Source organism: uncultured Actinomyces sp. (genome assembly GCF_963526355.1).
Classification (GTDB): domain Bacteria; phylum Actinomycetota; class Actinomycetes; order Actinomycetales; family Actinomycetaceae; genus Actinomyces.
The window spans coordinates 73,956-87,020 of the sequence record NZ_CAUROW010000005.1; the positions used below are offsets into that span (position 1 = coordinate 73,956).

At 64.4% G+C, this 13,065-nt stretch carries 10 protein-coding genes and 3 tRNA genes; 12 read left to right on the forward strand and 1 reads right to left on the reverse strand.

The window, feature by feature from the left end; all coding sequences use genetic code 11:
• The first annotated feature begins 139 nt into the window (after positions 1-139).
• The 5 genes from RWR81_RS02870 (at position 140) to RWR81_RS02890 (ending at position 7,231) form a co-directional block, all read left to right on the forward strand.
• The gene (locus RWR81_RS02870; RefSeq protein WP_314454101.1) at positions 140-1,687 is read left to right on the forward strand and encodes a sodium:alanine symporter family protein; all 1,548 of its coding nucleotides are present in this window, start codon (positions 140-142) and stop codon (positions 1,685-1,687) included.
• Positions 1,684-3,138, forward strand: coding sequence for an alanine/glycine:cation symporter family protein (locus tag RWR81_RS02875; protein WP_314454103.1), 1,455 nt, complete (start codon positions 1,684-1,686; stop codon positions 3,136-3,138). The genes RWR81_RS02870 and RWR81_RS02875 overlap by 4 nt, the downstream gene beginning before the upstream one ends.
• A gap of 92 nt (positions 3,139-3,230) precedes the next feature.
• Positions 3,231-4,619 carry an alanine/glycine:cation symporter family protein gene (locus RWR81_RS02880; RefSeq protein WP_399497899.1) on the forward strand — a complete coding sequence of 463 codons (1,389 nt, stop codon included), beginning with the start codon at positions 3,231-3,233 and terminating at the stop codon, positions 4,617-4,619.
• 187 nt (positions 4,620-4,806) lie between these two features.
• Positions 4,807-6,381 (forward strand): alanine/glycine:cation symporter family protein, encoded by a 1,575-nt coding sequence (locus RWR81_RS02885; RefSeq protein ID WP_314454107.1) that lies wholly within the window; start codon positions 4,807-4,809, stop codon positions 6,379-6,381.
• Between the two features lie 25 nt (positions 6,382-6,406).
• The gene (locus RWR81_RS02890) at positions 6,407-7,231 is read left to right on the forward strand and encodes a fumarylacetoacetate hydrolase family protein (protein WP_314454110.1); all 825 of its coding nucleotides are present in this window, start codon (positions 6,407-6,409) and stop codon (positions 7,229-7,231) included.
• 31 nt (positions 7,232-7,262) lie between these two features.
• Here RWR81_RS02890 and RWR81_RS02895 read toward each other — a convergent pair whose 3' ends face one another.
• Positions 7,263-8,486, reverse strand: a complete 1,224-nt coding sequence (locus RWR81_RS02895; RefSeq protein ID WP_314454112.1) for an aminotransferase class I/II-fold pyridoxal phosphate-dependent enzyme — start codon at positions 8,484-8,486, stop codon at positions 7,263-7,265.
• Positions 8,487-8,584: 98 nt separating this feature from the next.
• Here RWR81_RS02895 and RWR81_RS02900 point away from each other — a divergent pair, with 98 nt between their 5' ends.
• The 7 genes from RWR81_RS02900 (at position 8,585) to RWR81_RS02930 (ending at position 12,973) form a co-directional block, all read left to right on the forward strand.
• Positions 8,585-8,779, forward strand: a complete 195-nt coding sequence (locus RWR81_RS02900; protein WP_314454114.1) for a hypothetical protein — start codon at positions 8,585-8,587, stop codon at positions 8,777-8,779.
• 227 nt (positions 8,780-9,006) lie between these two features.
• Entirely contained in the window at positions 9,007-9,861 is an 855-nt protein-coding gene (locus RWR81_RS02905) for a peptidase inhibitor family I36 protein (protein ID WP_314454117.1), read from the forward strand.
• Positions 9,862-9,914: 53 nt separating this feature from the next.
• Positions 9,915-10,757, forward strand: coding sequence for a peptidase inhibitor family I36 protein (locus RWR81_RS02910; RefSeq protein ID WP_314454120.1), 843 nt, complete (start codon positions 9,915-9,917; stop codon positions 10,755-10,757).
• 156 nt (positions 10,758-10,913) lie between these two features.
• Positions 10,914-12,530, forward strand: coding sequence for a glutamate--tRNA ligase (gltX, locus tag RWR81_RS02915; protein ID WP_314454123.1), 1,617 nt, complete (start codon positions 10,914-10,916; stop codon positions 12,528-12,530).
• A 157-nt stretch (positions 12,531-12,687) separates the two neighbouring features.
• Positions 12,688-12,759: transfer RNA gene (locus RWR81_RS02920), tRNA-Gln, on the forward strand.
• Between the two features lie 28 nt (positions 12,760-12,787).
• Positions 12,788-12,860: transfer RNA gene (locus RWR81_RS02925), tRNA-Glu, on the forward strand.
• A gap of 40 nt (positions 12,861-12,900) precedes the next feature.
• Positions 12,901-12,973, forward strand: a tRNA-Glu gene (locus tag RWR81_RS02930).
• Positions 12,974-13,065 lie beyond the last annotated feature (92 nt).

Sequence of the window (13,065 nt, forward strand, 5' to 3'; positions counted from 1 at the left end):
GTCCAGTCGCCGTCCCAGGAGAATAGTGCACCCCCTTACGCCCGTGTCATAAGGGGGTGCACTATGTTCCGGGCGCCGATTCATGAGAGCATGCGGGCCGTCCCCATATGCTGCGACACCGTGAAAGGCAGATTCTCCCATGGATGCTCTCGCTGCCCAGCTCGCGGCGGTCTCGGACTGGATCACGCTTCACATCACCATGTGGGTGCTCGTCGGTACCGGGATCCTGCTGACCGTCCGCACCCGTGCCGTCCAGTTGCGACGACTGCCGGACATGTTCCGTCAGGTGGCCGGATCACGCTCTGGTGCACAGGGGGGCATCTCCTCCTTCCAAGCCTTCACGATCTCCCTGGCCGCCCGCGTAGGCATCGGTAACGTCTTCGGCGTCGCAGCGGCCCTCATCCTGGGTGGGCCCGGTGCGATCTTCTGGATGTGGGTCGTCGCTCTGGTCGGTATGGCTACCGCCTTCTTCGAGGCGACACTGGCCCAGATGTTCAAGGTCCGCCACACTGACGGCTCCTTCCGTGGCGGTCCCGCCTACTACATGGCGCGAGGACTGCGTAGCCGGACCCTCGGCGTCGTCTTCGCGGGGCTGACGATCTTCACCTGCGGCTTCTCCATCATCATGGTTCAGTCCAACGCCGTCGCCGGCGTCATCGGCCCGGGCTCCCCGCTGGACCTGCCCCCGAGCATCGCCGCTGCGGTCCTGGTGGGGCTGGCTGCCCTCGTCATCCTCGGCGGGGTACGACGGGTCGCCCGCGTCACCGAGTGGATGGCGCCCATCATGGCCCTGGTCTACGTGGTCATGGCCATCATCATCGTCGGCCTCCACATCAACCAGCTTCCGGGCATCCTGGCCACCATCGTGGGTTCGGCTTTCGGCCCCTACCCCTTCGCCGGAGGGGTGACCGGAGGCATCATCGCCGCCCTGACCAACGGAACCCGTCGCGGCCTGTTCTCCAACGAGGCCGGACAGGGCACCGCCCCCTTCGCAGCCGCCACTGCCACCGTCGCCCACCCCGTCCAGCAAGGACTCATCCAGTCCCTCGGTGTCTTCGTCGACACTATCGTTGTGTGTACCGCGACTGCCTTCATCATCCTCGTTTCCGGCGTCTACAGCCCCGCGCTTGTCGAGGCCGGCAGCCTGACCCCGGAGGCCGCCAGTACCCTGACCTCCGACGCCGTCGCCGCCTCCCTCGGCGGATGGACGGCCGTGCCCATGACCATCGTCATCTTCGTCCTGGCCTTCTCCTCCATCATTGCCGCGGCCACCTACTCCGAGGTCTCCATGACCTTCATCTCCGAGCGGCCCGTATGGCGGTGGCTGCCCAGACTGGTCTCGGTGGCCTCCACCGGCCTGGGTGCACTCGCCACTTTGACAGTGGTGTGGAACACTGTTGACATCACCATGGCCATCATGACCCTGACCAATCTGGTCGCCCTCATCTGGCTTGCTCGGTGGGGCGTGGGTGCGCTCAGGGACTGGGACGCCCAACGCGAGCAGGGCCGAGACACCCCCGTCTTCATCGGTATCGATAACCCGCACCTGCCCGGAGATCTCCCTGGTGACGTCTGGGCAGGTGAGAGCTCCGTCGTCGGCGCCGATGAATCGAGCCAGACCTCCGGCGTTATCGCGGCCACCCCGGCCCGCAGTCAACCCGCCGCCTCGACAGGAGCCGACGCATGAACCTCACCCACGTTGAGAACCTGCTCAACTCCGTCGACGACTTCTTCTATACCTATCTTCTTGCCGCCTTGCTCATTCTGGCCGGCCTCTACCTGACCACGCGTACCCAGCTGGTCCAGTTGCGTCACTTCGGCACCATGGTCAACTCGTTGTCCGGGTCACGCTCAGGCGCACAAGGGGGCATCTCCTCCTTCCAGGCCTTCGCCGTGGGACTGGCCGCCCGAGTTGGCATCGGCAATATTGCCGGCGTCGCCCTGGCCGTTGTGGCCGGTGGTCCCGGCTCCCTGTTTTGGATGTGGGTCGTAGCGCTCATCGGAATGGCGACCAGTTTCGTGGAGTCCACACTCGCCCAGATCTTCAAGGAGCGCGGTCGGGACTTCACCTTCCGCGGGGGACCCGCTTACTACATCAAGAACGGTTTAGGATCGGCTCTGTGGGGCAGGATCTTCGCCGCCATGTGCATCGTCTCGGTCGGCGTCACTGTGGTCATGGTGCAGACGAACTCATTGGCACAGGTCATCACGGCCACTGTTCCCAGCGTCTCGGGCTGGGTGGTCGGGGTCTTCCTCGTCCTGCTGACCGCGCCCGTGGTCCTGGGAGGAGTCCGGCTCGTGGCCCGCGTCGCGGAGTGGCTCGCCCCCGTCATGGCTCTGGCCTACGTGCTCATGGCCGTGGTGGTCATCGTCCTCAACGCAGACAAGCTTTTCGAGGTTCTCCTGAGTATCTTTGAGGGGGCCTTCGGCCTCAACCAGGCCTTCTTCGGCGCCGCCGGAGGAATCCTCGCAGCGCTGCTCAACGGTGTGCGCCGTGGGCTGTTCTCCAATGAAGCCGGCCTTGGTACGGTCCCGAACGCCGCCGGCACCGCGACCGTCGCCCACCCCGTGCGCCAGGGGCTCATCCAGTCCTTTGGCGTCTTCGTCGACACCATCCTCGTGTGCACGGCCACCGGCCTGCTCATCCTGCTGACCACCGACACCTACCATCCGGGTGACGACTCCCTGGTCGGCGCGATTCTCACTCAGCAGGCCGTCGCCGAGCATCTGGGCACATGGACCACCTGGCCCATGGTGGTGCTCATCTTCGTCCTGGTCTTCTCCACCGTGCTGGGCTGTTACTCCTACGCCCAGGTCAATGTCAACTTCTTGGGTGGAGAGCGCCGGGCTGAGCAGATCTTCGGAATCCTCCTGACCGCCGCGGCCTTCGGCGGTACCGTCCTGACCCTGCCCATCGTCTGGGCCCTGACCGACATTGCCCTGGGACTCCTGGGCGTGCTCAACCTCGTTGTCATCGTCCGCCTGGCCCCTTGGGTCATCGGAGCCCTGCGAGACTTCGAGGCCCAGCGAGCCCAGGGCATCACCGAGCCGACCTTCGTTGGTCATGGCAACTCCCTCCTGCCCGGAGACGTGGTTCCCGGCGTCTGGGAGCCCGACGATGCAGTAAGGCGGGGCTGATTGCATTGCCTCCAACAGCGCACACTTCCTGGACGGACCAGATCGATGCGGTTCTGTCCTCCACCTCCGATCTGCTCTACTCCTGGGTGCTCATGTGGGTCCTGGTCGGAGCCGGCATCTTCTTCACCATCAGGACTCGGGGTGTTCAACTGCGGCATACCGGTGCTATCGCCGTCTCGGTGGCAGGCTCCCGCGATGGACGCCACGGTGGGATAACTTCCTTCCAGGCTTTCGCCGTCGGACTGGCCTGTCGAGTGGGAACCGGCAACATCGTCGGGGTGGCCCTGGCGCTCATCATGGGTGGCCCCGGAGCTGTCCTGTGGATGTGGCTCGTCGCGATTCTCGGAACTGCCACCGCCTTCAGTGAAGCGACGCTTGCCCAGTTGTTCAAGGTACGTCGCCCGGATGGCTCCTTCCGAGGTGGCCCCGCCTACTACATCTCCCGCGGACTGCGACTACCGATCCTGGGCTCAGTATTCGCCGTCGTCTTCCTCATTGCCAACGGCCTGGTCATGCCCATGGTGCAGGCCAACGCCATCACCGCCTCCCTCCAGGGGGCCGGCGGACTGTCGCCGAGTCTGGGAGCCGTACTCGTCGTAGCGTTGACTGCGCCGGTTCTCCTGGGGGGTCTGCGCGCCATGGCGCGAGTGGCCGAGTACCTGGCCCCGCTCATGGCACTGGCCTACCTGGTTCTAGTCCTGGCCATCCTCGTCACCCACCCCGTCCAGGCCTGGGATGCGCTGCGATCCATCATCGAAGGAGCCTTCGGCCTGCGCCAGGGCCTGGGGGGGCTTGCCGGGGGAGTGACCGCAGCGCTGCTCAATGGTGTGCGTCGTGGCCTTTTCTCCAACGAGGCGGGGCTGGGCGGGGCCGCCTGTGCCGCGGGCTCAGCCACTGTGAGGCACCCGGTCCAGCAGGGATTCATCCAGGCCTTCGGAGTTGTGGTGGACACCCTGTTCGTGTGCACCGCAACAGCACTGGCGATCCTGGTCGCCGGCGTAGACGTCTTCCAGCCCGGAAGGACTGCCAAGGGGGCTGCGGGAACCCTGACCCAGGATGCCATCGCTCACCTGGTGGGGGAGTGGAGCCGCTGGCCCATGGCCCTGCTCGTTGTCGTCTTGGCCTACACCACTATCATTGGGGCATTCTCCTATGCCCAGGTCTGCCTGGACTACCTCTCCGACCGCCCCTGGGTCTCACGTGCGCTCCAGATCGGCGCTGTCATTTGCGCCGGAGTGGGAAGTGTGCAGCAGCTGACCACCGTGTGGACCCTGGCGGACGTGCTCCTGGGAGCTGGCGCCATCATCAACCTCGTCGCGCTCGTGGCTCTGAGCCGGTGGATTGCCGGGGCGCTACAGGACTGGGAAGCTCTCCGGCGCGATCCGACGCCGGATGGCGACCGGCCGTCCTTCTACGGAGACTCCGCCTATCTACCCGCTGCTCTTCCCCCAGGAGCCTGGGAGAATCCAATCAGCCAGTAGATCGGTGTCGTCACCGAATCGAAACACTCTGTCAGTAGCCTTCGAGAATACGGTGCGTCGCCCCACTTCGAGGCGGGACGGGCGAGGTGCTCGTACGTATCCCTGCCCTGACCGCACATCGTCTGCCAGGCCTGCGTCCTCATCCCACCCCTATGGAGGTTCTCACGTGCATCCGGTTCCGGCTCCCATGAACAGCGCCGCTTCCAGCGGAGACGACGGCTGGACCGGCTCGCTCGAGTCCTTTTTCACCGCTGGTGCGGATATCCTGGACAAGGCCTCCGGCTACTTGTTCCTCTACCTGCTCGCCTGGCTGCTCATTCTGGGCGGTCTCTACTTCACCTTGCGTACCGGAGCGGTGCAGCTGCGTCTGTTCCCCCATATGGTGCGGGCCATCACCTCCTCCCGCGGTGGTAACGAGGGCGGGATCTCCTCCTTCCAAGCCTTTGCTGTCGGGTTGGCGTCCCGAGTCGGCACCGGCAACATCGTGGGTGTGGCCATCGCCATCACCATGGGTGGTCCCGGCGCCGTGTTCTGGATGTGGATCGTTGCGCTGGTGGGCATGGCCACCGGCTTCATTGAGGCCACCCTCGCCCAGCTGTACAAGGTCACGCACCCCGACGGCTCCTTCCGCGGAGGCCCGGCCTACTACATCCAGCGTGGCCTGGGATCCAAGCCCGCTGCCCGGGTGTTCGCGGTGGTCATCACCTTTGTCTTCGGCTTCGCCTATGAGGCCACCCAGGCCAACACCATCGCGGCTACCATGAAGAGCACCTTCCACGTCGAGCCCTGGCTGACCGCTATCGGCCTGGTCGTCATCACCACGCCGATCATCTTCAAGGGCATCAAGTCTGTTGCTGCCATCTCTGAGTGGCTCGTGCCGATCATGACGGTGGTCTACGCCCTGATCGCCTTGGCCATCCTGGTGCTGCACGCCAGCGCGATCCCAGGCGCCATCATTTCCATCTTCGAGGGTGCCTTCGGACTCGACCAGGCCTTTGCCGGAACCGCCGGCGGGCTGTTCGCTGCAGCGCTCAACGGAGTCAAGCGGGGCCTGTTCTCCAACGAGGCCGGTGAGGGATCGGTTCCCAACATTGCGGCCACAGCCACCGTCTCTCACCCCGTGCAGCAGGGATTCGTTCAGTCCCTGGGCGTCTTCGTCGACACGATCGTGGTGTGCACCGTCACTGCCCTCATCGTCCTGCTCTCCGGGGTCTACGACCCGGTGGCCGCTCAAGCCGACCCGGAAACCGCGAATGCTGCCGCCAATACCCTGACCTCGGCCTCCGTCAGCTATGTGCTCGGCGGTTGGGCGCAGTACCTCATGGCTATCATCATCTTCGTCTTCGCCTACTCCTCCCTTCTGGGCAACTACACCTATGCCCAGGTCAACATGGACTTCCTTCAGGGCAAGCAGCACAAGCACTATGCCCTGCGGGCCATGATCATCGTGGCCACGGCCGTCGGGTCCTTGTCCACCCTCACCTTCGTATGGAACCTCTCTGACCTGGTCATGGGTGCGATGACCGTCATCAACATGGTCTCCATCCTCCTGCTAGGGGGCTGGGCCCTCGGCGCCCTGCGCGACTGGGAGGCTCAGCGCCGAGCCGTCCAGGCCGGCGAGAAGGAGGAGATCCGGTTCGTCGCCACCGACAACCCCTACTTGCCCGGCGAGCTCCCCGGAGGGATCTGGGCCGCCGACGGTCCCGCACACGCTGCCGTTATGGAGCGTCGCGCTGCACTGGAGGATGCGTCGGGCAGCTGATCCGGACCGCGTTAGGCTGGCGCCCATGAAGATCGCACGATTCTCCACCGGTGACGAGCCCCGCTACGGCGTCGTTCAAGGGTTGCCCGACGGCGAGGTCGCATCGGGCGACTCCGAGGGGCACCTCCTGGTCCTTAAGGGAGACCCCCTCTACTCCCTGCCCGAGGCCACCGGAGAGGTCGTCGAGCTGCGCGAGGCCCGGCTCCTGTCCCCGGTCATCCCTCGCTCCAAGGTGGTAGGGATCGGGAAGAACTACCCGGACCACATCGCCGAAATGGGAGGGTGCGAGCCCTCGCGCGAGCCGATCGTCTTCCTCAAGCCCAATACCTCCGTCATCGGCCCGGATGCTCCGATCGTCCTGCCGTCGTGGAGCGACGAGGTCCATTACGAGGCCGAGCTGGCCGTCGTCATCAAGACCCTTGCCAAGGACATCCCTGCTGACCACGCCGACGATGTCATTCTGGGCTACACGGTCGCCAACGACGTCTCGGCCCGCGACCGACAGCGCGCCGAGCCGCAGTGGGTGCGGGCCAAGGCCTTCGATACCTCCTGCCCCCTGGGCCCGTGGATCGAGGTTCCTGAGCCCGGCCGCATCCCTGTCTTCTCGCCTGATGATGCGGTAGTCCGTGCTCGACTCGACGGCCGCCTCGTCCAGGAGGGCTGTACCGGCGACATGATCCGCACAGTCCCGGAACTGGTCTCCTATATCTCAACGATCTTCACACTCCTTCCCGGTGACGTCATCCTCACCGGCACACCGGCGGGAGTCGGTGAGATCCGGGCTGGACAGCGCGTCGAGGTCGAGGTCGCGGGCATCGGCTCCTTCTCCAACCCGGTGGTACGTCGCTGAGCCGACGACGTCGGCCTCGGCATGTTCGGGATCAGGGCGTCGCCCGGGATAGACGACGGGCCGTGCAACCTATACGGCGAACGGTCTCCTCCTCGATGTTCCGTCCCGTCGCCAGGTTGAGGCGGCAGAACCCTGACCAGGCGGCTCCGAAGGTCACTCCCTCGTTCATCGCGACTCCGGCCTCCTTGCGGAACAAGTGAGCCGGTCTCTCCAGCCCCAGACCTCGGCAGTCCAGCCAGGCCAGGTAGGTCGCCTCTGGGAGCGTTACGTCTATGCCCTCCACGCCGGCCAGAACATCGCCCACCAGTTCCCGGTTGGCGCGGATATAGGTGCGAACCTCGCTCAGCCACTCCTGCCCCTCGCGCAGGGCTGCGATCGTGGCCATGGCCCCGATGACGGAGGCCTCAGCCTGGAGGTGGGCACTGCGCGCATCGGCGTCCCACCGAGTACGGGCACGACCCGAGGCGATGAGTTGGGCGCACTTCAGTCCCGGAATGTTCCACCCCTTGGAGGCGGCCGTCGCCGTGAACGTCAGATCCGGGTCAGCGCCCGGACGAGAGGCGTAGGAAACGTGGGACAGGTGCTCGTCGAGTACCAGAGGTGCGTGGATCTCATCGGCGAAGACCGGCACCCCGTAAACCGAGGACAGCGCTGCGACGGCGTCGAGCTCGGCGGTAGTGAGCACCCGCCCCACCGGGTTCCAAGGATTGCACAGGACGAACAGCCCGGCCCCTGCGGCCATGGCGGACTCGACGCCGTCGAGATCCAGCATCCAGCGAGGTGAACCGTCCTGTGTCCCGTACACGGAGGGGACCTCGACGCAGTCGCGACCATTGCGACCAGGAATCTCGAGGAAAGGCATGTAGGCCGGGGTGGGGACGATGATCGGCGAGCCCTCGCGGGTGTGGACGGCGATGATCACGCTCAGTGACGAGAGCACATCCGGCAGGAGGCTCACCTGCTCGGCCTCCACCTGCCAACCGAAGGTCTCCCGCTGGTAGCGAGCCGTCTCCTCACGCACTTCCCGAGAGACCGAGGGCGGCATGTATCCCAGAAGGCCTGTGTGCACCGCCCGGTGAATCGCTTCCTCAACTGCGGGGGCGGTCCCCAGATCCATCTCAGCGACCCAGGCTCCGATGACGTCGCCGGGGTACTGCGACCACTTCAGTGACCCGCGTTCACGCATCTGCTGCGGGGTTAGGGAGTCGAAGATCTGGACGATGGAGCCCGAACTGTCGGAAAAGGAGACAACCATGGATGGGATTCTAGGAGCGTTCCCTAAGGCCCCCACCCAGGCAGATGCGTGCGAGTGCGTATCAACTTGAGGAGAGTCGACGGGGCTATCAGGTGTCCTTGGGCGACCTGCCTGAGCCCCTACTTGCCGTTCTTGTCGCCGGGGACGGCGGTCTTGTGGTCGCCGGATCCGCCCTTCTTGTCGTCGCTCTTTCCGTCCTGGCCATCGGGGGAACCGCCGGCGGACTCGGTGGTGGCTGCCCGCTGCTCGGGGTGGTGTGGTGGGTGCGGAGATGGATGTCAGTCGATTATTGATCGACCGAACGGTAGCGACATGTCGACGAAAGTGGCAGGATGGGATGGCACCCAGGTCGCCTGTGAGTTGCCTTGTCGAGAACAGCTCTTGCGCAAGGTTATGCATGGTGCCGGTGTGCGGTGTCGGATCCGGTGACAGTATACGATCGTCTATTTGTTCCAACTAAGGAAGGGAAGAATTTTCTATGAGTTCTTTGTCGGGTCGGCGTTTTTCCACGGGGGTCTCCGTGTTGGTTCTGGCTGTGGGGGTGTTTGCGGTGCCGGCGTCGGATGCTGGTGCGGCGGAGCGTGACGGTGCCTGTGACTCGGGTGAGGTCTGCTTCTACTACAACAGCAATCAGCAGGGGGCGGTGTCCGACTTCTCCTCGTCGGTCGGAAGCTATGGGGAGTCGCAGCCGAAGTGCTACGAGTTCAAGGGCTCGGGCAAGGGTGCGGGTGAGTGCATGAAGAACCAGGCGGCCTCGGTCGCCAACCGCAGTGACAAGCCGGTGACGGTTTACTACAACTCCAACTACCAGGGGGCCAGTCAGACCATCCCTGCGGGTGAGTCGGCCAACCTCAGCGCCGAGCTGAAGAACCAGAACGCCTCCCACCTCATCGGCGACACCGGCTCCTCAGGCGGCTCACCTGCCCCGGTGTCTGAACAGTGGGCCAGCCCCGTACCCTCCGACGCGCGGATCACTGCCGGTTACCCGAGGTACTCCGGTGGGGGGTACCACCCGGGTATTGACACCGTCGGGTTTCGCACTGCCAAGTCCGCCTGCACGGGAACGGTTAAGAGTGTCGATATCCACCCGAAGTATGCCGATGACAATGCTCATGGTGTAAAAGGCTCGTCGAACTTCTTGAGGATTGACTGTGGTGGCGGTGTCGAGATGGGCTACGCGCACTTCTATGCCCGTGACCTTCCGAAGGACATCAAGCCCGGGGTACAGGTCCAGGCAGGACAGGACCTGTTCCCCATTGGGAACCAGGGCAACTCCTCGGGAACTCACCTCCATTTCGAGGTGAAGGTCGACGACAAATACGTCCACCCCTTCAACTTCCTGCGTTCAAAGGGAGTGACGGGCCTGCCTGGCTGACGGTTCTCAAGTGAATGACGATATTCATGGACATCCAAGAAAGGAAACATATGATGTCTGGCCAGCTTACTCGGCGTTTTTCCACGGGGGTCTCCGTGTTGGTTCTGGCTGTGGGGGTGTTTGCGGTGCCGGCGTCGGATGCTGGTGCGGCGGAGCGTGACGGTGCCTGTGACTCGGGTGAGGTCTGCTTCTACTACAACAGCAATCAGCAGGGGGCGGTGTCCGACTTCTCCTCGTCGGTCGGAAGCTATGGGGAGTCGCAGCCGAAGTGCTACGAGTTCAAGGGCTCGGGCAAGGGTGCGGGTGAGTGCATGAAGAACCAGGCGGCCTCGGTCGCCAACCGCAGTGACAAGCCGGTGACGGTTTACTACAACTCCAACTACCAGGGGGCCAGTCAGACCATCCCTGCGGGTGAGTCGGCCAACCTCAGCGCCGAGCTGAAGAACCAGAACGCCTCCCACCTCATCGGCGACACCGGCTCCTCAGGCGGTACCCAGGAGCCACCGGCATCGGGGGACCTGACGAATCCCTACCCCGGTGCGATGGGTGCCAACGGCGGCTACACGCCTCGTGCGCAGTGGCTCAAGGACAAGATCTCTCAGGAGTTCCCGGAGATCCAGTGCAACACTTATAAGACGGCGGACAGCAAATCGGATCACTCCACGGGCAACGCACTCGATTGCTGGGGACCTGACTCGGAGCGTCAGAAGGTGTCGGAGTGGGCGAAGGCCAACGCCGGGTCGCTTGAGGTGCTCTACGTCATTCACCATCAGAAGATCTACAACATCGCCAGGTCCAGTGAGGGGTGGAGGCTGATGAAGAAGCGTGCCACACCCACTGACAACCACATGGACCACGTGCATATCTCGATGCAGCATCCCGGAGACGAGTACTGACCGGGCGGCACGTCATCGCCGGACGCCACTGGGTGTGCCTCCGATGAACCGGGTGCGTCTCGGATGATCTGTATGGCGTGGCAGGGCCGGGGGACTCCCCATGGGAGGCTCCCGACCCTGCTCCCTATTGCCTCAGGGGGTTATCCTGACTTCATCATGCCTGAACTCAGTGATCACTCATCCGTCTTCCGTCCTGAGCCCGCAGCTGCGTCCGGCGTCCCGGAGCAGGGCTCATCGTCCGTGCGCGTACGTTTCTGTCCCTCACCCACGGGAACCCCTCACGTGGGTATGGTGCGCACCTGTCTGTTCAACTGGGCATACGCCCGTCATACCGGTGGCACCTTCGTCTTCCGGATCGAGGACACTGACGCCGCTCGCGACTCCGAGGAATCCTTCGACGACATCCTGGACTCCCTGACCTGGCTGGGGCTGGACTGGGACGAGGGCGTGGGCAAGGGCGGTCCTCATGAGCCCTACCGTCAGTCCCAGCGCATGGACCTGTACAAGCAGGTGGCCGCCGAGCTGCTGGAGGCGGGCTACCTGTACGAGTCCTTCTCCACCCCTGAGGAGATCGAGGCCCGTCACCGTGAGCGTGGTGAGGACCCCAAGCTCGGTTATGACGGCTTCGACCGCAACTTGACCCAGGAGCAGAGGGAGTCCTTCCGGGCCGAGGGACGTCTGCCCGTCCTGCGGATGCGGATGCCGGATGAGGACATCACCTTCACCGACCTGGTTCGCGGTCCCATCACCTTCAAGGCGGGCAGCGTGCCGGACTACGTCGTCGTGCGCGCGGGCGGGGAGCCTCTCTACACGCTGGTCAATCCCGTCGATGACGCTGCCATGGGCATCACCCATGTGCTGCGCGGTGAGGACCTGTTGTCCTCCACACCGCGTCAGGTGGTGCTCTACCGTGCTCTTATGGACATCGGTCGGGCCCGGGTGATGCCCGAGTTCGGCCACCTGCCCTACGTCATGGGTGAGGGCAACCGGAAGCTGTCCAAGCGTGACCCCCAGTCCAACCTCCTCATCCACCGTTACCGCGGCATGATCCCCGAGGGTCTTCTCAACTATCTGGCTCTGCTGGGCTGGTCGCTGAGCGCCGACCGTGACGTCTTCTCCGCCGCAGAGATGATCGAGGCCTTCGACGTCCACGACGTCAACCCCAACCCGGCCCGCTTCGACCCCAAGAAGTGTGAGGCCATCAACGCCGAGCAGGTGCGGGCGCTGGAAGGGGCCGACTTTCGGGACCGGCTGGTGCCCTACCTCGCCGATGTCTACCCCGACCCGACCGGTGAGACCGCACAGCGGCCGCTGGTCTCGGCGGCCTCCTTCGACAGGCTCTCGGGGCGGGAGCAGAGGATCCTTGATGCGGCTGCGCCCCTTATCCAGACCCGGATCCAGTTGCTGCGCGAGTGTCGTGACATGCTTGCCTTCCTCTTCGTGTCCGATGACGATCTCGGCATCGATGACAGGGCTGGAGCCAGACTCAAGGATTCGGCGGTCGATGTCTTGGATGCCGGTATTCATGCCTTGGAGGGGCTCGGCGCCGAGCAGTGGAATAAGAGCCATTTGGAAGAGGTGTTGAGGAGCGCGATCGTCGAGGGGCGAGCAATGCCAGACGGAGAAGGGATCAAGCCGCGTCTCGCCTATGGCCCTCTGCGTGTCGCAGTCACCGGGCGACAGGTCTCCCCGCCCTTGTTCGAGTCCATGGAGATCCTGGGGGCCGACTCGACCCTTGCCAGGCTCCGGGCCCTGAGGAATCAGCTTGGGTGACTCGTGACTCTCGGGTTCATCCCGCGTGCGAGACCGCAGGCGCCCATCCGGGGTGGTGTGTGTCTGTAGTCACGCCTTGACGATTTGGAAGGGCTGGGGCGGGCGTGTAGATTACTGCCCGCTGCTTCGGCCGTATGGCGTCCGAGGTGAAGCCCTTTGGGGTATGGTGTAATTGGCAACACGACTGATTCTGGTTCAGTTATTCTAGGTTCGAGTCCTGGTACCCCAGCGGATCTGCTATTATCTGCTGATCTATTGCCCCCATCGTTTAGTGGCCTAGGACACCGCCCTCTCACGGCGGCGGCGCCGGTTCGAATCCGGCTGGGGGTACGAGGGTTCGGTGGCCGTTCGCGGTCGTCGGACAATCATTGCCCCCATCGTTTAGTGGCCTAGGACACCGCCCTCTCACGGCGGCGGCGCCGGTTCGAATCCGGCTGGGGGTACGAGGGTTCGGTGGCCGTTCGCGGTCGTCGGACAATCATTGCCCCCATCGTTTAGTGGCCTAGGACACCGCCCTCTCACGGCGGCGGCGCCG